Raw genomic sequence first — 21,226 nt, forward strand, 5'->3', positions numbered from 1 at the left:
GGGCGCCGGCCTCGAACTCGGCGGGCACGGCCGTCAGCCCGTCCACTCCACGACGAGGTCGGCGTCGCCCCGCGTCGTCGCGATCAGGTCGGCGTTCGCCTGGTCCGAGCCGAGCGCCCAGCGCCGCGCGTCGTCCGCGCTCTTGCCGAACACGCGGTGCCGCTCGGTCAGCCGCGCCACACGGACGTCGTCTGGTACGTCGACGTACCAGACCTCGGCCATCCGGGCTCGGGCGGCGGGCCACGCGCCCGACGTCGCGAGCAGGTAGTTCCCCTCCGTCACGACCAGCGGCACGTCCGAGGGCACCTCGACCCCTGCGGCGACCGGCTCCTCGTGCTCGCGCCGGAACACCGGCGCGTAGACGGGCGGGTCGCCCGGGCGCGCGGCGGCGAGCCGGTCGACCAGCGCCGCGTACCCGGCGTCGTCGAACGTGTCGATCGCGCCCTTGCGGCCGCGGCTGCCGTGCGCAGCGAGCACCGCGTCCGACAGGTGGAAGCCGTCCATCCCGACCTCGACGGCGAGGCTCGGCCCGAGCGCGGCCACCAGCGCAGAGCCGAGCGTGGACTTGCCGGCCCCCGGGGGGCCGGTGATGCCGAGGACGGTGCGGCGACCGCGGTCGGCGAGCAGGTACGCCCGCGCGACGAGCTCTGCCGTCGACGTCGGACGGGCGCTCATCGGGCCAGCTCCGCGAGCCACGCGCGCGGCCCGACGTGCGCGACGCGCGTGCTGGCGACGGCGGCCGCCACGGCGCAGGCGTCGTCGAGCGTGACTCCGCCCGCGAGCGCGGCAGCGAGCGCGCCGTGGAACGCGTCGCCCGCGCCGAGCGTGTCCCGCGCCTCCACACGGGGGACCTCGACGGTCCCCGCGCGCCCGTCGGCGAACCACTCCACCGGGTCGGGCCCGTGCGTCACGACGACCCGCCGGGCCCCGCCCGCGAGCGCTCCCGCCGCCGCGTCGTCGTGCCCGGGCACGGTGAAGGCGGCGGACAGCGCGGCGACGTCGGCCGCCGGGAGGAGCTCGCCGAAGACCGGTCGCCACCGGCCGGCGTCGAGCACGACCAGCGGCCGCCGCTCGGCGGCACCGAGGAACGCGAGCACCCCGCGCGCGATCTCGGCGTGATGCCCGTCGAGCAGCACGACGTCGGGGGCCGGCAGGCCCGCGAGACCTTCGGGCGTCGGCGCGGGCGCGACGCCCAGCGCGGCGTCCGCCGAGACGACGGACCGCTCGCCCGTCGCGTCGTCCACGAGCACGGCCGAGACCGCGAGCGCGTGGTCCGCGCCAGCGGGGACGACGTCGTGCACACGCACGCCGTGCGCCTCGAGGTCGGCGCGGGCGGCCGTCGCGACCGGTCCGGCGCCGAGCGCGCTGACGAGCACCGCTTCCTCGCCGAGCGCGGCCGCCGTCACGGCAGCGTTCGCGGCCGGGCCGCCGGCCGCGACGTCCTGTCGTGTGGCCGTGGCCTTCTCGTCCCGGCCGGGGCGCGCGGAGGCTCGGTGCACGACGTCGAGCGTGGTCAGCCCGACGAACCAGCAGACGGCCATGTTCGACGCCGGGTCAGCGGCCGGTGCCGTCGACGGCGTGCGGCTCGATGGCGGCGATCTCGTCGTCGGTGAGCGGGCCGGCGGCCAGGGCGGCGACGTTGTCCTCGAGCTGCGCCACGCTCGACGCGCCGATCAGCGCGGACGTGACCCGCGCGTCGCGCAGCACCCACGCGAGGGCGAGCTGCGCCAGCGTCTGCCCGCGCCCCTCGGCGATCGCGTTCAGCGGCCGCGCCCGCTCGAGGTACGTCTCGGTGAGGTTGGACGACGACAGGAAGGGCGAGTCGCTGCGCGCCGCGCGCGACCCCTCGGGGGCCGACCCGCCGAGGTAGCGCCCCGTCAGCAGGCCCTGAGACAGCGGGGAGAACACGATCGTGCCCACGCCGAGGTCCTCGACCGCGTCGAGCAGCGACTCGCTCTGGTGCCCGTCGTACGGGTCCTCGCGGTCGGCGATCTCGACGTGCCGGTTGAACATCGAGTAGCTCGGCTGGTGGATGAGCAGCGGCACGCCCAGGTCCTCGAGGATCCGGGCGGCCTCGCGGGTGCGCGACGGCGCATAGTTCGACACCCCGACGTACAGCGCCTTGCCCTGCTGGACGGCGGACGCGAGCGCGCCCATGGTCTCGGCCAGCGGCGTCGACGGGTCGGGCCGGTGGTGGTAGAAGACGTCGACGTAGTCGAGGCCCATGCGCGTCAGGGACTGGTCGAGCGAGGACAGCAGGTACTTGCGCGAGCCGTGGTCGCCGTACGGGCCGGGCCCCATCTCGTAACCGGCCTTCGTCGAGATGACGAGCTCGTCGCGGTACGGGCGCAGGTCCGCGGCCAGGTGGCGGCCGAAGTTGGTCTCCGCCGAGCCAGCCGGCGGGCCGTAGTTGTTGGCCAGGTCGAAGTGAGTGATCCCCAGGTCGAACGCGCGGCGCAGGATGGCGCGCTGCGTCTCGAACGGGTTCACGTCGCCGAAGTTGTGCCACAGGCCCAGGGACAGCGCGGGCAGGTCCAGGCCCGAGCGGCCGGTGCGGCGGTAGGTCATCGACTCGTAGCGGGCGTCGTCGGCCAGGTACCGAGGTGCGAGAGGCATGGGCCCATCCTCCCCCACCGCACGTCGTGTTGTGAGCATGATTTTGGCCCGGTTTCGCCTCCGAAACCGGGCCAAGATCATGCTCACAACACCCTCAGGCGGGGGGTACGGGGAAGTTCGCCCGGAACAGGTTGTCCGGGTCCCAGTCGCGCTTCACCTCGCGCAGCCGCGTGAGCGTCGGCTCCGGGAAGGCGTCGGCCAGTCGCTCGGGCCGCGTGTCGGTGTCGAAGGACAGATAGAGCCCGTCGACGTGCGGCGCCATGATCGCGTCCCAGGCGGCGTCGAGCCGGGCCTGCGACGACGACATCGCCGACAGCAGGAAGCTCTGGTGCCGGTGCGCGTACGCCGTCGCGCCCGCCTCGACGTCGTTCCCCGCGCCGCCCGTGGCGCGGACCTGCAGGAAGTACGCCTCCCCGGACAGCGCCAGCTTCTCGAACGCCCTGGCGGTCGCGGCGTCGAGACGGGTCACCAGGCCCGACCGCACGGCCGGGTCGCCGCCGCCCTGGTGGTGCTTGTCGCCCGCCTGCACGACCCCCGAGTACGGCAGCAGGTACGCCTGGTGGCCGAGCAGCGGCCCCGCGGCCGCGAGCCGCTCGAGCTGCTCGACGGCGGCGTCCGTGTCGTCGCCGGCGAACACGGTCATGAGCTGGGCGACGGGGCCCTGGTCGTCGCTGCCGTCCGCGAGCCGGCCGCGCCGTCCCGGCGAGAGGATGAGGAAGCTCGTGAGCTCGCGCGGCGCGGACTCGACGACGGCGCCCCAGCGCTCCAGCACCCCCGCGACGTCGGTCGCGTCGAGCGTCATCTGCGAGAACACGACGTTCCCGAGCTCCATCGCCTCGATCTCGACCCACGTCACGACGCCGAGGTTGCCGCCGGCGCCGCGCAATCCCCAGAACAGGTCGGGGTGCTCGTCGTCCGACGCCCGCACGACGCGCCCGTCGGCCGTGACCACCTCGGCCGCGACGACGTGGTCGATCGTGAGCCCGTAGGTGCGCCCCAGGAACCCGACGCCGCCCGCGGTGGCCAGGCCGCCGACGCCGACGCCGCCGGAGTCGCCGGAGCTGATGGCCCAGCCCCGCGGCGACAGCGCCTCGGCGACCGCGCCCCACGTGGCCCCCACGCCGACCCGCACGCGGCGCGAGGCCTCGTCGACGACCTCGATCGCGTCGAGCGCCCCGAGGTCGACGACGATGCCGCCGTCGTTGGTGGACCGGCCGCTGATGCCGTGCCCGCCCGAGCGCACGCCGAGCGGCACGTCCTGGCTCCGGGCGAACCGGACGGCCTCGGCCACCTGCTCGGCGTCGCGCGGGCGCAGCACCAGCCCCGGCGCGCCGGAGCGCAGGTAGTTGTGCCGGACGGCGTCGTACGCGCGGTCGCCGGGCTCGACGGCGGTCGCCGCGAGGGCGGCGGGCAGGCCGGCATAGTCGATCCCGGGGCGGCGCAGCGCGATCGCCCGCGCCCCGCGCTGCGTCGCCGCCGGGGTGGTGCCGGCCGACGCGCGTTCGCGGGCCACAGCCTCGCGGACCGCGGGCGCGATCTCCTCGCCGTAGGTCTGGATGAGGCGCGGGTCGTCGCCGGCCAGGATGAACGTGCCGATCCCGTCGGTGAGCGCCAGGCCGGTCAGCTCCTCGACCCACTGCTCGACGGGCCCCTGCAGGAAGCCCTGCGGCTGCGCCGCGAGCGCCCCCTGCACGTTGAGCAGCCGCCGGATCTCGGCCGGGTGCCGGCCCGCCGCGGCGGCCGCCTCGTCGATGATCGCGTGCCCGCGCTGCAGGTCGCCGTCCTTGAGGTACGCCATCGAGGGGAGCCAGCCGTCCGCCTTGCGCGCGATCAGCCGCAGCATGCGCGGCTTGAGCGCCCCGAGCCAGATCGGGACGTCGTGGGCGGGCTCGGGGCCGCGCTTGGCGCCCGCCACGCGATGGTGCTCGCCGTCGACCCGCAGCGCCCGCCGTTCCCGTCCGTCCCAGATGCCGCGGATCACGTCGAGCGCCTCGTCGAGCGCGTCGACGGACTCGCCCGGGGTCAGACGGGTGCCGCCCATCGCGACGATCGGGTCCCAGAACCCGCCGGCGCCCAGGCCGAGGGCGAACCGACCGCCGGAGAGCAGGTCGAGCGAGGCGGCCGCGCGGGCCAGCACCGCCGGCGGCCGCAGCGGCAGGTTGAGCACGTTGCCCGCGACGGTGACGCGCTCGGTCTGCGCGGCCACCCACGACAGCAGCGTCCAGGTGTCGAGGAACGCCGGCTGGTACGGGTGGTCCTGGAACGTCACCAGGTCCAGGCCGGCCGCCTCCGTGACCTGGGCGAGGCGCACCGGCGCCTGCGGATCGCGGTGGGTGGGCGTGATGAACGTGCCGAAGGCCAGGTCATGGCCGTAGTCCGTCATGCGGGACCTTTCGCGGGATGCCGCCCCCGCCGTCGGCAGGAGATCGTCTGTCCTGCAGACGATATCAGCGCCAACTCTTCTGACAAGCCGCACATTCCCCTACGATGGCGAGATGAGCACGACGACCGAGGACGCCACGGCACCCGCGACCGAGCCGACGAGCGCCGCGCCCTCCCCGCTGGGCTGGTCGCTCGCCGCCCTCCTGCGGGAGTGGAGCGCGCACGTGGCGGCCGCGTGCGCCGACGTGCCGCACGGCGGGCGCGGCTACGAGGTGCTCGCCGCCGTCACCCACGACGCCCCGCCCACCCAGGCCGCGCTCGCCGCGCGGCTGGGCATCGACCGCACCGTGATGACCTACCTCCTCGACGAGCTCGCCGGGTGCGGGCTGATCGAGCGACAGCAGGACCCCGCCGACCGGCGCGCCCGCCGGATCGTGCCGACGGACCACGGCCGCGTCGTTCTCGCCGAGCTGGACGCCCGGGTCCGCACCGCCGAGGACGCGCTGCTCGACGGACTCACGACCGCCGAGCGGGACGCCCTGCGCCACCTGCTGGCGCGCGCGGCCGACCGCGCCGCGCCCGGCGACGACCGCTGCGCCGTCGTCGCCCGGGTCGTGGACCCCGCCCCCTGACCCGGGACGGCGTCAGGCCCGGGTTCGCGCCGGCCTTCGCGACCCGGTCGCGGCGGCCACCGCGGCGGCCAGGCCGACGACGACGCCGATCAGCGCCCCCGTCAGCGCGGAGACGACGGCCCCTCCGACGACCGCGCCGGCGTACGTGCCGAGCCCCGCGTGCGTGACGACGCTGAGGAAGACGCTGCGCACGAGGTTCCCCCCGACCACCGCCAGCACCGTCGTCCACAGCCCGCGGCTGAACGCCCTCCCCGGCCCCGGCTGCGGGCGGCGCGACGTCACGTGGCGCAGCTGGACGACCGCGACCGCGAGCATCACCACGGCCCCGGCGGTGTCCGCGGCCCAGAACGCCCACGTCGTCTCGCCCAGCGGGGTGAGCCGCAGCGGCGGCAGCAACGACGGCAGCCCGAGCGCCGGAGGGACGGCGAGCACCGGGAACCAGGTGGTCGCGGTCCCGGTGACCGGCCAGATCCCCGCCACGACCGACGCCGCGAGGATGCCGCCGAGCGTCGTCGCCGCCACGCGGCGTCCGGCCCTCGGGCGCGGGGCCGGGCCGTGGGGTGTCGCGGCAGGTCCGGACGGACGCGGCGACGCCGCGGGGGGTGTCATCGTCGGCACGGACGCGATGCTAGCCTCCGCGGCAACCGTCAGAGAGGACGTCCGGTGTTCCCAGCGCGCGTCGCCATAGCCGCAGGTCTTGCGGCGCTCGTCGTCGGAGGCGGGGTCGCCGCCGCGCTCCGCGAACCGGCCCCCGCCGCGACCGGCGCGTTCGTCCGGGACGACGACGGCCGGGCGCTGGTCGCGGGCGGCTTCAACACGGCGTCCAGCTCGAAGTCGGCACCCGACGGCATGCCCGACTTCAGCGAGGCGGACCTGGACCGCGAGCACGCCGACACGGGCACGGGCTTCGTGCGGTTCCTCATCTCCTGGCGCAAGGTCGAGCCGAGCCCGGGGACCTACGACCAGGCCTACCTCGACGACGTCGCCGAGCGCGTCGACTGGTACGCCGAGCGCGGGTACCACGTGATGCTCGACATGCACCAGGACCTGTGGAGCGGCGCCATCACGCCGTCGGGAGACGCGGGGAACGGGGCGCCCGCGTGGGCGACGTACCTCGACGGCCTCCCGGTGCGCGACCACGACATGTGGGAGCTGTACTACCTCGAGCCGGGCGTCATCCGCGCGTTCGACCACTTCTGGAACACCACGGGCGAGCATCCCGAGCTCATGGAGCACTACGCCGGGGCGTGGCGCGCGGTCGCGCAGCGGTTCGCGGGCTCCGAGGCGGTCGTCGCGTACGACCTCATGAACGAGCCGTACGGCGGCACCGTGCAGGGCCCCGCGTTCGAGGCCGGCCCGCTCACGGAGCTGTACCGGCGCACCGTGGACGCGATCCGGGAGGTCGACCCCGACACGTGGGCCTGCCTGGAGCCGCAGGCCATGGGCTTCAACTGGGGCCTGCCCAGCGGGCTGCGCCCGGTCGACGACCCGCGCGACGGCGAGCCGCGCATCGCGTTCTGCCCGCACCTGTACCCGCTGCCGATGGACCTCGGCGAGGGCTTCAGCGGCACCAGCCGGGGGCTCGTCGAGGGCACCGTGGACGCGTGGGCGGCGAACACCGCCCGCACCGCCCGGGCGCTCGGCGACGTGCCGGTGATCCTCGGCGAGTTCGGGCTCGACACCACGAAGCCCGGGGCGCTGGAGTACGTGGACCTCGTCTACCGGACGGCCGACGCCGCGGGCATGGGCGTCGTGTACTGGTCGAGCGACCCCGGCCCCTGGGGCCCGTACGAGTCGGACGGGCGGCCCCGCAACCTGCTCGGAGTCGTCGACCGGCCCTACCCGCGAGCCGTCGCCGGCGACCTGCGCAGCTGGCAGGTCGCCGACGACGAGCTGGTGATCCGGCTCGGCACGGGCCGCCCCGGCGCCGATGACGACGGCGCCGGGGTCGGGGCCGGGGCAGCCAGCGAGGCGTACCTCCCGGCGAAAGCCTTCCCCGACGGCGGCGCCGTCGACGGCGGGCGCGTCGTCGCGTGGGATCCCGCCACCCGCGTCCTGACCTTCACGATCGACGCGGGGGCGACGACGGTGACGATCCGCCCCGCCTGAGCCTCCCGGGCGGGCCCGTCGTCGCGATCACCAGGGCGTCGCGATCACCAGGGCACGGTGCCCGCGGCGTCGACGAAGGTCCCCGACGGAGCCGAGTCGGGCAGCGTCGCCGCGCGGTGGATCACCTCGGCCGCGTCCTGCGGCGTGAGCGGCGCCTGGTCTCGGTTGGCCGGCGTCAGGTCCGTCTGCACGAATCCCGGGCACACCGACGTGACCTTGATCGGGGTGTCGGCGAGGGCCTTCGACAGCGCGACCGTGACCGAGTTGAGCGCCGCCTTGGACGACTGGTAGGCGGGCAGCACCATCGCGTAGTACGGCGAGGCCGGGTCGAGCTGGTCGGCCAGCGACCCCATCCGCGTGGTGACGTTGACGATCCGCCCGGCCGGGCTCCGGCGCAGCAGCGGCAGGAACGCCTCGGTGACGCCCACCGGGCCGAGGACGTTGGTGTCGAACGTCGTGCGGAACAGCTCGACGTCCACCGCCTCGGCGGGGTCCGCCGACGCCTCCGGCAGCACCCCGGCGTTGTTGACCAACACGTCGAGGTGCCCATGCTGCTCGGCGACCAGGGTCGCCGCCGCACGGACCTGGCGCGGATCGGTGACGTCCATCGCGACGCTGCTCGCGGAGAGGCCTTCGTCGACCAGCGCGGCAGCGGCCTCGCGGCCGGCCGCGGCGTCCCGGGACGCGACGACGACGTGCGCGCCGTCGCGGGCCAGCCGACGTGCGGTGGCGAGCCCGATCCCGCGGTTGGCTCCGGTGACGAGTGCGATCTTCATGGGGTGTCCTCTCGGGGAGCGAAGCGCGCCCCGGTGCGAGGTCGCACGCTCATCCCAGCACCGCACGACGCCCCGGCGCTGGCGGGAATCGGACACGGCATGAAGCCTCTGGACGGCAGCGCGCCGCCCCGTCGGTCGGCGGGGCGGCGCGCGGCGGCTGAGTCGTGTCAGCCGGAGATGGCGGCGCCGACGTCCTTGAGGAACAGGTCCGCGGCCTCCTCAGGCGTGATCTCCTCGAAGAGCACCTGGGTGTTGATGCGGATCATGATGTCCTGCATGTCGCTCGACCCCTGCGGCGGGACGGGCGGGTTGTCGACGACCTCGTCCTCGAGGTCGGCCATGAAGTCGGCCACCTTCTGGTCGGCAGCGGTGAGGTCGCCCAGCACCGACTCGCGCACCGTCGTGTTGGACGGCAGCCCGCGGTCGGTGAGCTGGAGCGCCGCCACCTCGGGGTCGTTGAGCAGGAAGTCGACGAACTTCGCCGACTCCTCCGGGTGCTCCGTGGTCGCCGAGATCGAGTAGTACATCGCGGGCTTGAAGTACATGCCCGTGCGCTCGAACTGGGACTCCCCCGGCAGGCGCAGCAGCTCGAGCTCGTGGCCGGAGGCGTCGGACAATGCGCCCAGCTGGTTGGACCACCACACGCCCATGGCGCCGGAGTTGGTGCCGAGCAGCGAGCCCTCCGGGCCGGCGTTCTGGTACTCGACCGAGCGCGACGCGTCCGGCTGGCCGCCATTGGCCATGAGATCGAGGGAGACCTGGAAGAACTCCGCGACGGTCTCCTTCGACACCCCCAGCCCGCCGTCCTCGGTGTAGAGGGTCTCGCCCTTCTGCCGCGCCAGCACGGCCAGGCCCGCCTCGTTGAAGCCGTAGTCCTGCGCGCCCCAGACGCCGTCGCCCGCGCCCTCGGCGACCTGGCCGGCGATCTCGACGTAGTCCTCCCACGTCCAGGTGGTGTCGTCGGGCATCTCGACGCCGGCGTCGGCGAAGATCTGCGGGTCGGCGACGAGGGCGTAGGCGTTGACGCCGGTGGCGACGCCGTAGAGCGCGTCGTCGATGGTGCCCGTGGCGAGGGTCTCCTCCGGGATGTCGGCGGTGTCCACCCCGAGCTCGGCCAGGTCGGCGATGATGCCCTGGCTGGCGTACTCCGAGAGGTACCGCTCCTCCTGGGTCATGACGTCGGGCGTGTCCCCGGCGGCCGTGGCCGTCGCGAGCTTGTCCCAGTAGCCGTCCCAGTCCGTGAAGTCCGGGGTGACGGTGATCCCCGGGTTCTTGTCCTCGAAGAGGTCGATGATCTCCTGGGTGGTCTGGTGGCGGTCGTCCGACCCCCACCAGGCGAAGCGGATCTCGACGTTCCCGTCGTCCCCGCCGCCCTCGTCGGACGGCATGGCCCCGGAGTCGCCGGAGCAGGCCGTCAGGGCGAGGGCCCCGGCCGCGGTGAGTGCGACGAGCGCGACGCCGTGGCGTCGGGTCCGCCGGGTGGCTGTGACTCGCATGATTCTCCTTCGGTGTGCACGGGTGAGACGTCGTCGTTGTCATCTGCTCCGGCCCCGCCGTCGGGGCGCGGTGGTGCTACTTGATACCGGTCGTGGCGATCCCCTTCACGAGGTACTTCTGGCCGAACAGGAACACGAGGAACACCGGGATCAGGGAGACGATCGACATCGCGAAAAGCGGGCCCCACGAGCTGTTGCTCGTGGCGTCCACGAAGGTGCGCAGGGCGATCGGCACGGTGTACATGTCGGGCTTGGTGAGGAAGATCAGCTGGCTGAAGAAGTCGTTCCAGGTCCAGATGAACGTGAAGATCGCCGTGGTGGCGAGCGCCGGGAGCGAGAGCGGCAGCATGATCCGCAGGAAGATCCGGCCGTGCCCGCACCCGTCGAGGCGGGCCGCCTCGTCCAGCTCCTTCGGGATGCCGCGGAAGAACTGGACCATGAGGAAGATGAAGAACGCGTCCGTGGCCAGCAGCTTCGGCACGATGAGCGGCAGGAACGTGTTGATCCACGACAGCGACGAGAACAGGATGTACTGCGGCACGATGATCACGTGGATCGGCAGCATGATCGACATGAGCATGACCGCGAACCACAGGTTGCGGCCGCGGAACTTCAGCCGGGCGAACGCGTAGGCCGCCATCGAGCACGACACGAGGTTGCCCAGCACCGAGCCGAGCACGACGATCGCCGAGTTCAGCAGGTAGTGGGAGAACGGGTCGAGCAGGGCGTTCCAGCCCTCGGTGTAGTTGCTGAAGTCCCACTCGGTCGGGATGAGGCCGGGCTCGCGGAAGATCAGCGCGGTCGGCTTGAACGAGCTCGCCAGCATCCACAGCAGCGGGTAGAGCATGACGAGGCCGAAGGCCACCAGCCCCACGTGCTTGAGCAGGCGGCGCACGCGCGGCCCCACGGGACGGCGGCGCGGCGGGCGGTCGGGGTAGGACGCCGCGACCTCGCTGAGGCTCGCGGGCGTGCGGCTCGGGCCGGACTCGGCCCTAGCGGCGTCGGCAGGTGCGTCGGGGCGCACGGGGGTGTCAGTCATCGTAGAAGACCCAGTACTTGGAGGCGACGAAGTTGACGGCGGTCATGCCCGCGACGATGAGGAGCAGGAACCAGGCCATGGCCGAGGCGTACCCCATCTGGAACGAGCCGAAGCCCTTCTCGTAGAGATAGAGCGTGTAGAAGAGCGTCGAGTCGACGGGACCGCCCGTGCCGCCCGAGACGATGAACGCCTGCGTGAACGTCTGGAACGCGCCGATGAGCTGCAGCACGAGGTTGAAGAAGATGATCGGCGTCAGCAGCGGCACGGTGATGTTGCGGAACTGCCGCACCCTGCCGGCGCCGTCGATCGACGCGGCCTCGTAGTACATCGTCGGGATCTGCCGCAGCCCCGCCAGGAAGATGACCATGGGGGCGCCGAAGGTCCAGACGTTGAGGACGATCAGCGTGCCGAGCGCGTAGTCCGGGTGCGAGACCCAGCCCTGCCCCTCGATCCCGAAGAAGCCGAGCACCTGGTTGACCAGGCCGTCCGCGCCGAAGACCTGCCGCCAGAGGATGGCGATGGCGACGCTCGCCCCGAGCAGCGACGGCAGGTAGTAGATCGAGCGGTAGAAGGCCAGCCCCCGGATCCCCTTGTCCAGGACGAGCGCCAGCGCGAGCGCGGCCGCGAGCTGCAGCGGGACGGACACGAGCACGTACGTGAACGTGACCTTGAGTGCCTGGAAGAACCGCGGGTCGGAGAACATCGCCGTGTAGTTCTCGATGCCGATCCACGACGGGGCCCGCAGCAGGCTGTAGTCGGTGAACGACAGGTACAGCGACGTCACCAGCGGGAACGCCGTGATCAGCACGAGCCCCACGAACCACGGCGCGAGGAAGACCGCCGCGGCCTTCCCGTCGCCCTTGCGTCGTTCCTTGCTCGCGCCGCGGGTGCGCGCGACCTCCTGGATCACCGCCATGGCAGCTCCTCGGTGAGCTGCGTGCTGGTGGGCGTCATCGCCGGCCTCCGGATCTCCTTCGATCGACGGTCCCGGGCGAGCTGCCCGGAAACCGGTTGCTTCACGGGAACGTACCACACGAGCAACCGGTTTCCCATGGTGTACGGTCAGCGAGTGAGCCCTGAGGAGGCGCAGATGACCGACGTGAACCTCCGGCGGCCGGCGGTCACCATCGCCGACGTCGCCACGGCCGCGGGAGTGTCCCGCGCCACCGTCTCCCGCGTGATGAACGGACGCAGCACGGTCGACCCGACCATCGCGGCCCGCGTGCAGGAGGCGGCGATCGAGCTGAACTACCGGCCGAGCACCGTCGCCCGGAGCCTGTCCCTGGGGCGCACCACGACGGTCGCCCTCGTCGTGCCCGACCTCGGCAACCCGGTCTTCCAGCAGATCCTGCGCGGCGTCACGGCGGCGGCCGCCGGCGACGGCTACCGGGTGCTCGTCGCCGACGCCGCCGAGGACCCGTCCGAGGAGGCCGCGATCGCCCGCGAGGCGCGCATGCGGTGCGACGCCCTCATCCTGGTTTCGCCGCGCATGCCGGGTGCCGCGCTCGACGCGCTCCTGCCCGACGTCACGCCCTCCGTCGTGATCAACCGCGAGGTGGACCATCGCGGCACGCCGAGCCTGGTCGTCGACTACGCCGACGCCACGGTGCGCGTCGTCGAGCACCTGGTCGGGCTCGGCCACCGCCGGCTCGCGTACCTCGCGGGACCGCGCGCCGCCGCCACCGACGCCGCGCGCCGCACCGGGCTCGCGACCGCGCGCGAGCGCCTCGCGGACCTCGAGGTCGTGGAGATCGCCGTCGGCGCGGACCTCGCCTCCGGGCACGCGGCTGCGCGCGAGGTGCTCGCGAGCCGCGCCACCGCCGTCGTCGCGTTCAACGACCTCGTGGCGTTCGGCCTGCTGGCCGCGCTGAACGAGGCGGGGGTCGCGGTCCCCGGCGACATCTCCGTCGCCGGCTTCGACGACATCGACCTCGCCCGCTACGCCACGCCGGCCCTCACGACGGTCGCGGTCCCCCAGGCGGAGCTGGGCCGGCAGGCGTGGCGCGAGCTGCACGCCGTCATCGACGACGACGCCCACCCGGCCAGCGTCACCCGTTTCACCGCGAGGCTCGAGGCCCGGTCGAGCACCGGGATCGTCCCGCGCACGGTCGCCCGGGCCGCCGTCGTCGAGCCCTCGCCCCCGGCCGAGGCGGCCGACGACGACGCCGCGCCGGGCCCCGCCTGGTCGGTCGAGCCGCGGGAGATCGTGCTCCGGCACTCGCGCGACCGGGTCCCGCTGGCCAGGTACTCCGGCGGTGACCGGCTGCCCGCGATCCACTCGCCGCGCCCGTACCTGCACCCGGTGCACACGCTCGCCGGAGTGCCCCTGACGGACGCCGAGCCGGTCGACCACCGGCACCACTACGGCGTCGGCGTCGCGGTGCCCGACGTCAACGGCACCAGCCACTGGGGCGGGCGCACGTTCGTCGCCGACGTCGGACCCACCCTGCTGCCCAACCACGGGCGCCAGGTCAGCACGGGGGCCGGCGTCGACCCGGCCGAGCCCCACCTGCTCCTGGACACCGTGCTCTGGAGCGACGAGCACGGCCGGCCGCAGCTCGAGGAGCGGCGCCGGCTCGGCGCGCGGCTCCTGGGGGACGACGGCTGGGCGCTCGAGTGGCGCTCCACCCTGCACGCGTCGCACGGCCCGCTCGAGATCCGCTCCCCCGCGACGAACGGTCGTCCCGGCGCCGGGTACGGCGGGATCTTCTGGCGCGCCCCCGTCGCCCAGGACACGCGGGTGCTCTCCGCCGCCGGCGAGGGGGAAGAGCTCGCGCACGGCAGCACGTCGCCGTGGGTCGCCTTCGTCCAGCGGCATCACGACCCGTACGACGAGGACCGCACGACGACGCTGCTGCTCGCGCAGACCTCGCCCGCGCGGCACTGGTTCCTGCGCGCCGCCGAGTACCCGGGCGCCGGTCCGTCGCTCGCGTGGGACACGCCGCTGCGGGTCCCGGCGGGCGGCACCGTCGAGACCGGGATCGTGGCCGCCCTGGTGGACCGCGCCCTCGACCTCGACGAGGCCGCCGCGCTCGCCACCGGCCTGCGCTGACGGCCCTCCCCCGTGCCGACGCACCCACCGAGAGGACGACGATGACGCCCCCGCCCAGCGACACCCTCCCCGGCCCGCGCCCCGCCCGGCCCGGCAACGGGACGGCCGCCCGGATCGCCGTCGTCGGGCTGCACGGCCACGGCGCGTCGCACGTGCGCCGCGTGCTGGAGCTGCAGCGTGCGGGGAGCGCGCGGCTCGCGGCCGTCGTCGACCCCCGCGAGCCGGCCGCCGGGCACGACGCGCACGGCACCGGCGCGCCCTGGTTCCCCACGCTCGGCGACCTGCTGTCCTCGTCGGCCACCCCGGTGGACGTCGTGGTGCTGAGCACGCCGATCCCCACCCACCTGCCCCTGGCGCGGGCGGCGATGGAGGCCGGCCTCGACGTGCTGCTGGAGAAGCCGACGACGGCGTCCCTCGCCGAGCACACCGAGCTCGTCGCCGTGGCCGAGCGCACCGGCCGGCGCTGCCAGGTGGGCTTCCAGACCTTCGGGTCGCACGCCGTCGCCGCGGCCGCCGACCTGCTGGCACGCGGGGAGATCGGCGACGTGGTCGCGCTCGGCGCCGTCGGCACCTGGGTGCGCACGGCCGCCTACTGGGCGCGCGCGCCCTGGGCGGGAAGGCGCCGGATGGACGGCCGCGACGTCGTCGACGGCGTCGTGACCAACCCCCTCGCGCACGCCGTCGCGACGGCGCTGCGCCTCGGCGGGGCCACCACGGCGGCGGACGTCGCGTGGGTCGACACCGACCTGTATCGCGCGAACCCGATCGAGGCCGACGACACCTCCGCGGTGCGCGTGCAGGACACCGCCGGCCACCGCTACGGGTTCGGCCTGACGCTGTGCGCGCCCGAGCACACCCCGGCGCGCGTCGTGGTGCACGGCACCCGTGGCGAGCTCGCCTACGAGTACGGGCACGACCGGCTGCTGCTGCGCACCGACGCCGCCCAGATGGACAAGACGTACGGGCGCACGTCGCTGCTGGACGACCTGCTCGCCGCCCGCGCCGACGACAGCCGGTCCCTGCTGTGCGACGTCCGCGACACCGGGGCGTTCATGCGGGTGCTCGAGGCCGTGCGCACCGGCGCCGACCCGCGCCCGATCGCCCCCGAGCACGTCGAGTGGGCGGGCGAGGGCGACGAGCGCCGCCCGGTCGTGCGCGACGTCGCCCGCTGGTGCGCCGACGTCGCCCGCACGCAGCGCACGTTCGCCGAGCTCGGGGCGCCCTGGGCCGGCTGAGCCGGCCCCCACTCCTCGGCCGACACCGCCGTCGGCCGTCGTCGCAACGCCGGAACGAAGGGGTTTCGCACCATGCGCCATGGAGCACGACACGCCGCACGACACGGATCACGCACCGCGGCCGGGGTGGCGGTCGCCGCCCTGCTCGTCACCGCCGGGGCCGCGCACGCCGCGGCCCACGGGCACCAGCACGGCCACGACCGCCCGACGCGCACCGACCTGGGACGGCAGGTCGTCGACCCGGGGGCCGACGGGTGGGCGTCCGTCGCCACGACCACCGCGCCGGAGGGCGTGGTGCGACAGGCCGGGCCCGTCACCGGCGGGGCCGGGGCCGCCGCCGACCAGGTGCACGTCGTCGACACCTGGGCCGAGCTGCGCGACGCCCTCGGCGGCAGGCCCGGCGCCGACTCGGACGACGGGCGCGGCAACGACGTCCCGCGCATCGTCTACGTGCGCGGCACCCTCGACGCGTTCGCCGGCACCGACGGCGAGGCGCTGGAGTGCCAGGACTTCGCCGACCAGGTGACCGTCGAGGGAACGGGCCGGCCGTTCTCCATGGACGACTACGTCGCGGCGTACGACCCCGCGGTGTGGGGGACCGAGGAGCCGTCCGGACCGCTCGAGGACGCGCGCGCCGCGGCGGCCACCGCCCAGGCCGCGCAGACCCAGGTGCACGTCGGCTCGAACGTGACCATCGTCGGCGTGGGCGACGACGCCCGGGTCGTGGGCGCGAACCTGCGGATCCGCGACTCGCACAACGTGATCGTGCGCAACCTGACCCTCTCCGACGGGTACGACTGCTTCCCGCAGTGGGACCCGACCGACGGGGACGACGGCGCCTGGAACTCCGCCTACGACAACCTGTCCGTGTGGACCTCGACGAGGGTGTGGATCGACCACAACACCTTCGACGACGGCGACCACCCGGCGTCGTCGCTGCCCACCGTCTTCGGGAACACGTTCGAGGTGCACGACGGCCTGCTCGACGTCACCCACGGCGGCGACCTCGTCACCGTGTCGTGGAACCGCTTCGAGGCGCACGACAAGACGATGATCATCGGCTCGTCCGACTCGCGGACGCAGGACCGGGGGCAGCACCGCGTGACGATCCACCACAACCACTGGCAGGACATCGGCCAGCGGGCGCCGCGCGTGCGGTTCGGCGACGTGCACGTCTACGACAACTCCTACGAGCAGACGACCGACGCGGGGTTCCAGTACCTCTGGGGCGCGGGCAAGGAGTCGAGCCTGGTCGTGGAGAACAACGCGGTGCGCCTCGCGCGCGGCGTCGACCCCGCGCGCGTGGTGGGTGCCTACGGCGGCGCGATGCTCAGCGAGACGGGCACGCTGGTGAACGGCCGCCGGGTCGACGTCGTCGGCGCCTTCAACGCCACGGCGACCACGCCGCTCGCGGACGAGGCCCGCTGGTCGCCTTCCGACCACTACCGCTACCGCCTGTTGCCCACCTGGGCCGTGCCCGCCGTCGTCGACGCCGGGGCCGGCGCTGGGGTGCTCCGCTCGGCCCTCCCCCGCTGACGAACCGCGAGATCGAGGTACCCGGCGCGAGATCGACCTGCGGTAGGTCGATCTCGCAGCGGGTACCTCGATCTCGCGGGGAGGGGCTCAGAGGTCGATGCCGAGGCCCAGGTCGGCGAGGCGCACCGGGTCGCCGGTGGCCAGCGACCTGTTGCCGGCGTACCCGATGCCCGACGCGAGCAGCCCGTCGCGGAAGCCGGCCGCGCGACCGAGCGGGTCGGCCTCGGCGCGGCCGCGGAAGACGTCGGCGAGCAGCAGGGCGTCGCCGCCGCCGTGGCCGCCGGGACCGACGGCCGTGATGGGACGCTCCTCGGCCCGCTCCCAGTGCTTCTGCACGACGAGCCGCTCGCCGTTCGGGCGCACCTCGTCCTCGCCGAACGCCTCGGTGAAGCTGGGGTCGAGCACCGCCTTGCCGCCGGCGCCGAAGACGACGGAGCCGCGCTCGGTGACCTCCAGCTCGGCCCGCCCGCGCGTGCCGTTGACGACGACGCGGTAGCCCTCCCACGGCGCGCTGGCCACCAGCGAGTACGTGAGCACCGGGCCGCCGGCGTACTCGACGACGAGGCCGAGCGTGTCCTCCGTGGTGATGCCCGGGTCGAAGACGCTGCGGTCGCGGGCGTAGCCGTCCACCGCTCGCGCCTCCGGGCCGTAGAGCTCGGACAGGTACGGGTCGGCGTCGACGTCGATGCTCCAGGGGTCGACGCCCTGGTCGGTGAGGGCACGCTCCCCCGCCGTCGGCACGTAGCCGCCCGCGTGCCCGGCGTCGTCGCCGTAGAAGCGGCGGCCGCCGCTGGCGAACACGCGCTGCGGTGCGGCGCCGATCCACCAGTTGACCAGGTCGAAGTGGTGGCTGGACTTGTGCACGAGCAGGCCGCCGTTGTTGGTCTTCTCGCGGTGCCAGCGGCGGAAGTAGTCGGCGCCGTGCACGGTGTCGAGGGCCCAGTCGAAGTGCACCGACAGCACCCGCCCGATCTCGCCGGAGGCGACGACCTCGCGCAGGGCCGAGTTCCGCGGCGAGTAGCGGTAGTTGAACGTCATCGTGACGTCGCGGCCGGTCTCGGCGACGGCGTCGGCGATCTGCCGCGCCTCCGCCTCGGTGGCGGCGATCGGCTTCTCGACGACGACGTCGACGCCGGCACGCAGGGAGCGGGAGACGAGGTCGGCGTGCGTGTTGTCCACGGACGTGACGATGACGCGGTCCACCCGCTGCTGGTCGATCGCCTTCTCGAGGTGCTCCGGGTGGTAGACCGGGCGCTCGCCGCCGACGGCGGCCGCCACCTTCGCCTCGTGCACGGCGGCGCGCACCGGGTTGGGCTCGACCCACGCGACGATCTCGCCGTCGTCGGCGTGGTCGGTGACGAGCGCGTCCACGTACATGCCGGCGCGGTGGCCGGCGCCGGCGACGAGGTAGCGCGTACGGGTGCGGCCGGGCGCGCCGGAGGCGGTGGAGGGCATCGTCGATCTCCTTGCGTGTCGCTCGACGGCAACGTCGGGGAAGCGGTTTCCCACAGCCTACCCCGAGGCCCGCCTCTCGACGGAGCTCGGCGTTCGCCGAGGTGGTTCGACGTCTGAGAAGGTCCTGGTCCAGCCCCGCACCTCGGCGGCGACCGGACTACCGCGACGGGGTGAGGACGACCTGCCCGGCCCAGGTGAACCCGCCGCCGAAGCCGAAGAGCAGCGCCGGCGTCCCGGCGGGGATCCTGCCGTCGTGCCACCACTTCGACAGGCCCAGCGGGATGGACGCGGCTGACGTGTTCCCGGACTCGGTGATGTCGGTGACGACCACGCGGTCCTCCAGCCCCAGGCCCTTGGCGAGCGGCTCGATGATGCGCAGGTTGGCCTGGTGCGCGACGAGCACGCCGATGTCGTCGAGCGTCAGCCCGGCGGCGTCGACCACGCGGCGGGCGCGGTCGGCGGCGCGCGTGATCGCCCACTTGAAGACGGCGCGCCCGTCCTGCGCGAACTTGTCGAGGGGCGCCTCGATGCGGACGGCGGGCGTCAGCTCCGGCTCCGAGCCCCACACCACGGGCCCGACGGCGGGGGCGTCGGCGGCCTGGAGCACCACCGCCCCGGCGCCGTCGGCGGTGAGGATGCAGGTGCTGCGGTCCGTCCAGTCGGTCACGGCGGTGAGCTTCTCCGCCCCGATCACGACGGCGGTGCGTGCCGAGCCGGCGCGGATCGCCTGGTCGGCCACGCCCATGGCATACGCGAACCCCGAGCACGCGGTGTTGAGGTCGATGACGGCGGGGCCGACGACGTTGCGCAGGTCGGGCTCGTCCTCGCCCTCCGGCGTGCTCGCGCCGGGCTGGAACCCCGTGCGCAGCGCGTAGGCCACGCGGCCGGCGGTGTTCGGCGACCGGTCGACCGCCGTCGCCGTCGCGACCACCACGAGGTCGACGTCCGTGCCCGCGACCCCGGCGTCGTCGAGGGCGTGCCGTGCGGCCGCCGTCGCCATGTCCGCGACCGTGACGTCGTCGGCCGCGACGTGCCGGGTGACGATGCCCGTGCGCGAACGGATCCACTCGTCATTGGTCTCGACGAGCCGCGCGATGTCGTCGTTGGTCATGACCTTCTCGGGCTGGTGATGCCCCAGCCCGACGATCCGGGAGCCGGCAGCACCTGTCGGCAGCGTCAGGGCGGCGGGGGCGGAGGACTCACTCATGACAGCGATCATCCCATCGACCCGCACGGGCCGGGACGACGGTCCGGAACGCCCCGGGGACCCGGCTCGCGCGCCCGTGCCGGACCGTGGTCACGGGCGCTCGACGAGGCCGAAGGGCACGGTGAGCACGGAACCCCCGACCCGCAGGTGGAACCGCGTGCGCCCGCGCTTGACCAGCTTTCCGACCACGCCCTCGTAGCGGCCCGGCGCGGTGACCCGAAGCCGTTCGCCCGGCCGCGCCGAGGCCGGGTCGACCAATGCCCGGCCGGGGGTCCCGGCCCGGCCGCCCTCGCCCCGACCCCCCACGCCGTCGGGCACGCCCTCTTCCGGGCCGCCGAGCTCGGGGACGGACTGGCCCTTGAACGTCCACGTCAGCACGAACCGGCGGTCGAACAACGGCGAGCAGCGCGCGCAGCCCTGCGGCCGCTGCGGCCGCCGGAACCGCGTCACGGTGTGGCCGACCGGGCAGCGCCCGACCCAGTCGCCCTCGACCTGGGGGCTCTCCTCGCGCACGACCCGGCGCCCGCTGGCACCGAGGATCCGCGCCGTCGCCCGCCAGGCCTCGTCGTGCCCGTGCCGGGCCCCCACCAGCCCGTGCGCGATCTCGTGCAGCACGACCTCCCGCACGTCCGCCTCGTCGTAGAGCGCCATCAGCGGCGCCGACAGGCTGATCTCGCGCCGGTCGTACCGGCACAGCCCCGCCCGCCGCCGTGCCCGGTCGAACCGGAACGTCCACGCGCCCAGGCCGTGATCGTCCATCAGCCCGCGCGCGAGCCTCGCCACGGCGTCCAGGTCCATGCCACGCCTCCCCTCGATCGGCCACGACCAGGGGCAGGACGCTAGCGCGCGGCGCCGACACCCGGCCGCGGGCCGTCCACAGGGGCCACGAAGGGCAAGAGGACTCAGTGCCCGCGGGTGGTCGAGACCCCCGCCTCGCGGGAGAAGCCCTCGATGTGCGCGCGCACGGCGCTCGCCGCGGCGTCGCCGTCGCCGGCGGCGACGGCGTCGAGCACCCCCCGGTGCTCGGTGCGCAGCCGCGCCGCGGTGCGCGGCCACGAGGGCAGCCGCTCGATCCCCGACGCGACGTAGCCGCCGACGGCGCCCCGCAGCCCGGTCATCACGGCCTCGACGAGCACGTTCCCCGCGAGCCGTACGAGCTCGAGGTGGAACGCCTGGTCGAGCTCGAGGAACCGCTCCGAGGTCACGTCGTCGGCCTCCATCTCGCCGAGCAGGCGGCGCGCCTCGCCGACCCGGTCCGCGGCGCCGGGGGCGCGCGCCCGCACCCGCTCTGCCGCCTGTGCCACGGCCCACGACTCCAGGAGCACGCGGGTGGCGACGACGTCGCGCACCGGGAGCGTGCCGGTCGCGACGTGCAGGCGCACGGCGGCGCCGAGGCCTGCCGCCGGGCGGTCGACGACGATCGCGCCGGCCTCCGGTCCGGACCCCACCCCGCTGCGCACGATTCCGAGCGCCTCGAGGATCCGCATGGCCTCGCGCACCGACGGGCGGGACACCCCGAGGTCCTCGGCGAGCTGGCGCTCCGCGGGGAGCCGTTCGCCCAGGCCCCAGCGGCCGGCGGCGATGCCGTCCTCGAGGTGGGCCAGGACGCGTTCGTGGGTGCGCACGCCCCCAGCGTAGCCGCCGGGGGCGATGTGGCCTGACCATGCGTGTACAGTGGCCGACCGTGGTCC

18 protein-coding genes are annotated in these 21,226 nt (G+C 74.4%); 5 read left to right on the forward strand and 13 right to left on the reverse strand.

The window, feature by feature from the left end; genetic code table 11:
- Positions 1-33: 33 nt before the first annotated feature.
- From ABD254_RS05795 to ABD254_RS05810, 4 genes are all read right to left on the reverse strand, one after another.
- On the reverse strand, positions 34-675 hold the full coding sequence (locus ABD254_RS05795) for a nucleoside/nucleotide kinase family protein (RefSeq protein WP_344246518.1): 642 nt from the start codon (positions 673-675) through the stop codon (positions 34-36).
- The gene (locus ABD254_RS05800) at positions 672-1,541 is read right to left on the reverse strand and encodes a PfkB family carbohydrate kinase (protein ID WP_344246520.1); all 870 of its coding nucleotides are present in this window, start codon (positions 1,539-1,541) and stop codon (positions 672-674) included. The genes ABD254_RS05795 and ABD254_RS05800 overlap by 4 nt, the downstream gene beginning before the upstream one ends.
- A 13-nt stretch (positions 1,542-1,554) precedes the next feature.
- Positions 1,555-2,616 (reverse strand): aldo/keto reductase, encoded by a 1,062-nt coding sequence (locus tag ABD254_RS05805; RefSeq protein WP_344246522.1) that lies wholly within the window; start codon positions 2,614-2,616, stop codon positions 1,555-1,557.
- A 94-nt stretch (positions 2,617-2,710) separates the two neighbouring features.
- Entirely contained in the window at positions 2,711-4,999 is a 2,289-nt protein-coding gene (locus ABD254_RS05810; RefSeq protein WP_344246524.1) for an LLM class flavin-dependent oxidoreductase, read from the reverse strand.
- A 112-nt stretch (positions 5,000-5,111) separates the two neighbouring features.
- On the opposite strand from ABD254_RS05810, the gene ABD254_RS05815 reads away from it, so the two are divergent.
- Entirely contained in the window at positions 5,112-5,630 is a 519-nt protein-coding gene (locus tag ABD254_RS05815; RefSeq protein WP_344246526.1) for a MarR family winged helix-turn-helix transcriptional regulator, read from the forward strand.
- 12 nt (positions 5,631-5,642) lie between these two features.
- On the opposite strand, the gene ABD254_RS05820 is transcribed toward ABD254_RS05815, so the two are convergent.
- Positions 5,643-6,152 (reverse strand): hypothetical protein, encoded by a 510-nt coding sequence (locus ABD254_RS05820; RefSeq protein ID WP_344246528.1) that lies wholly within the window; start codon positions 6,150-6,152, stop codon positions 5,643-5,645.
- 141 nt (positions 6,153-6,293) lie between these two features.
- Between ABD254_RS05820 and ABD254_RS05825 the strand changes: the two genes are divergently transcribed.
- Positions 6,294-7,739 (forward strand): glycoside hydrolase family 5 protein, encoded by a 1,446-nt coding sequence (locus ABD254_RS05825; protein ID WP_344246530.1) that lies wholly within the window; start codon positions 6,294-6,296, stop codon positions 7,737-7,739.
- Positions 7,740-7,783: 44 nt separating this feature from the next.
- Here the strand turns inward: ABD254_RS05825 and ABD254_RS05830 are convergent, their stop codons facing one another.
- The 4 genes from ABD254_RS05830 to ABD254_RS05845 all read right to left on the reverse strand — a co-directional run bounded on the left by ABD254_RS05830 (position 7,784) and on the right by ABD254_RS05845 (position 11,966).
- Positions 7,784-8,515 (reverse strand): SDR family oxidoreductase, encoded by a 732-nt coding sequence (locus ABD254_RS05830; protein ID WP_344246532.1) that lies wholly within the window; start codon positions 8,513-8,515, stop codon positions 7,784-7,786.
- 167 nt (positions 8,516-8,682) lie between these two features.
- Positions 8,683-10,011 (reverse strand): ABC transporter substrate-binding protein, encoded by a 1,329-nt coding sequence (locus ABD254_RS05835; protein WP_344246534.1) that lies wholly within the window; start codon positions 10,009-10,011, stop codon positions 8,683-8,685.
- A 76-nt stretch (positions 10,012-10,087) separates the two neighbouring features.
- Positions 10,088-11,050, reverse strand: a complete 963-nt coding sequence (locus ABD254_RS05840) for a carbohydrate ABC transporter permease (RefSeq protein ID WP_344246536.1) — start codon at positions 11,048-11,050, stop codon at positions 10,088-10,090.
- A complete protein-coding gene (locus ABD254_RS05845; protein WP_344246538.1) occupies positions 11,043-11,966 on the reverse strand; it encodes a carbohydrate ABC transporter permease in 924 nt (307 codons plus the stop codon). The genes ABD254_RS05840 and ABD254_RS05845 overlap by 8 nt, the downstream gene beginning before the upstream one ends.
- Before the next feature lie 174 nt (positions 11,967-12,140).
- On the opposite strand from ABD254_RS05845, the gene ABD254_RS05850 reads away from it, so the two are divergent.
- The 3 genes from ABD254_RS05850 (at position 12,141) to ABD254_RS05860 (ending at position 16,873) form a co-directional block, all read left to right on the forward strand.
- On the forward strand, positions 12,141-14,102 hold the full coding sequence (locus ABD254_RS05850; RefSeq protein ID WP_344246540.1) for a DUF6807 family protein: 1,962 nt from the start codon (positions 12,141-12,143) through the stop codon (positions 14,100-14,102).
- A 41-nt stretch (positions 14,103-14,143) separates the two neighbouring features.
- On the forward strand, positions 14,144-15,337 hold the full coding sequence (locus ABD254_RS05855; protein WP_344246542.1) for a Gfo/Idh/MocA family protein: 1,194 nt from the start codon (positions 14,144-14,146) through the stop codon (positions 15,335-15,337).
- A 126-nt stretch (positions 15,338-15,463) separates the two neighbouring features.
- Positions 15,464-16,873: a pectate lyase family protein gene (locus ABD254_RS05860; protein WP_344246544.1), complete on the forward strand. Its 1,410-nt coding sequence runs from the start codon at positions 15,464-15,466 to the stop codon at positions 16,871-16,873.
- Between the two features lie 87 nt (positions 16,874-16,960).
- On the opposite strand, the gene ABD254_RS05865 is transcribed toward ABD254_RS05860, so the two are convergent.
- The 4 genes from ABD254_RS05865 to ABD254_RS05880 form a co-directional block, all read right to left on the reverse strand.
- Entirely contained in the window at positions 16,961-18,328 is a 1,368-nt protein-coding gene (locus ABD254_RS05865; RefSeq protein WP_344246546.1) for a Gfo/Idh/MocA family oxidoreductase, read from the reverse strand.
- Between the two features lie 157 nt (positions 18,329-18,485).
- Positions 18,486-19,535 carry a beta-ketoacyl-ACP synthase III gene (locus ABD254_RS05870; RefSeq protein ID WP_344246548.1) on the reverse strand — a complete coding sequence of 350 codons (1,050 nt, stop codon included), beginning with the start codon at positions 19,533-19,535 and terminating at the stop codon, positions 18,486-18,488.
- Positions 19,536-19,625: 90 nt separating this feature from the next.
- Entirely contained in the window at positions 19,626-20,333 is a 708-nt protein-coding gene (locus ABD254_RS05875; protein ID WP_344246550.1) for a SprT-like domain-containing protein, read from the reverse strand.
- Between the two features lie 104 nt (positions 20,334-20,437).
- Complete coding sequence (locus ABD254_RS05880) at positions 20,438-21,160, reverse strand: FadR/GntR family transcriptional regulator (RefSeq protein WP_344246552.1); 723 nt, start codon at positions 21,158-21,160, stop codon at positions 20,438-20,440.
- Positions 21,161-21,226: the final 66 nt, after the last annotated feature.

The sequence above is a fragment of the Isoptericola hypogeus genome (assembly GCF_039531145.1).
Lineage (GTDB): Bacteria > Actinomycetota > Actinomycetes > Actinomycetales > Cellulomonadaceae > Isoptericola > Isoptericola hypogeus.

Excerpts from the sequence above, each read along its gene's own strand:
- ABD254_RS05810 (WP_344246524.1), bottom strand. The coding sequence starts at position 4,999 with ATGACGGACTACGGCCATGACCTGGCCTTCGGCACGTTCATCACGCCC.
- ABD254_RS05840 (WP_344246536.1), bottom strand. The coding sequence starts at position 11,050 with ATGACTGACACCCCCGTGCGCCCCGACGCACCTGCCGACGCCGCTAGG.
- ABD254_RS05800 (WP_344246520.1), bottom strand. The coding sequence starts at position 1,541 with ATGGCCGTCTGCTGGTTCGTCGGGCTGACCACGCTCGACGTCGTGCAC.
- ABD254_RS05870 (WP_344246548.1), bottom strand. The coding sequence starts at position 19,535 with ATGAGTGAGTCCTCCGCCCCCGCCGCCCTGACGCTGCCGACAGGTGCT.
- ABD254_RS05875 (WP_344246550.1), bottom strand. The coding sequence starts at position 20,333 with ATGGACCTGGACGCCGTGGCGAGGCTCGCGCGCGGGCTGATGGACGAT.
- ABD254_RS05815 (WP_344246526.1), top strand. The coding sequence starts at position 5,112 with ATGAGCACGACGACCGAGGACGCCACGGCACCCGCGACCGAGCCGACG.
- ABD254_RS05835 (WP_344246534.1), bottom strand. The coding sequence starts at position 10,011 with ATGCGAGTCACAGCCACCCGGCGGACCCGACGCCACGGCGTCGCGCTC.
- ABD254_RS05850 (WP_344246540.1), top strand. The coding sequence starts at position 12,141 with ATGACCGACGTGAACCTCCGGCGGCCGGCGGTCACCATCGCCGACGTC.
- ABD254_RS05795 (WP_344246518.1), bottom strand. The coding sequence starts at position 675 with ATGAGCGCCCGTCCGACGTCGACGGCAGAGCTCGTCGCGCGGGCGTAC.
- ABD254_RS05865 (WP_344246546.1), bottom strand. The coding sequence starts at position 18,328 with ATGCCCTCCACCGCCTCCGGCGCGCCCGGCCGCACCCGTACGCGCTAC.
- ABD254_RS05845 (WP_344246538.1), bottom strand. The coding sequence starts at position 11,966 with ATGGCGGTGATCCAGGAGGTCGCGCGCACCCGCGGCGCGAGCAAGGAA.
- ABD254_RS05855 (WP_344246542.1), top strand. The coding sequence starts at position 14,144 with ATGACGCCCCCGCCCAGCGACACCCTCCCCGGCCCGCGCCCCGCCCGG.
- ABD254_RS05830 (WP_344246532.1), bottom strand. The coding sequence starts at position 8,515 with ATGAAGATCGCACTCGTCACCGGAGCCAACCGCGGGATCGGGCTCGCC.
- ABD254_RS05805 (WP_344246522.1), bottom strand. The coding sequence starts at position 2,616 with ATGCCTCTCGCACCTCGGTACCTGGCCGACGACGCCCGCTACGAGTCG.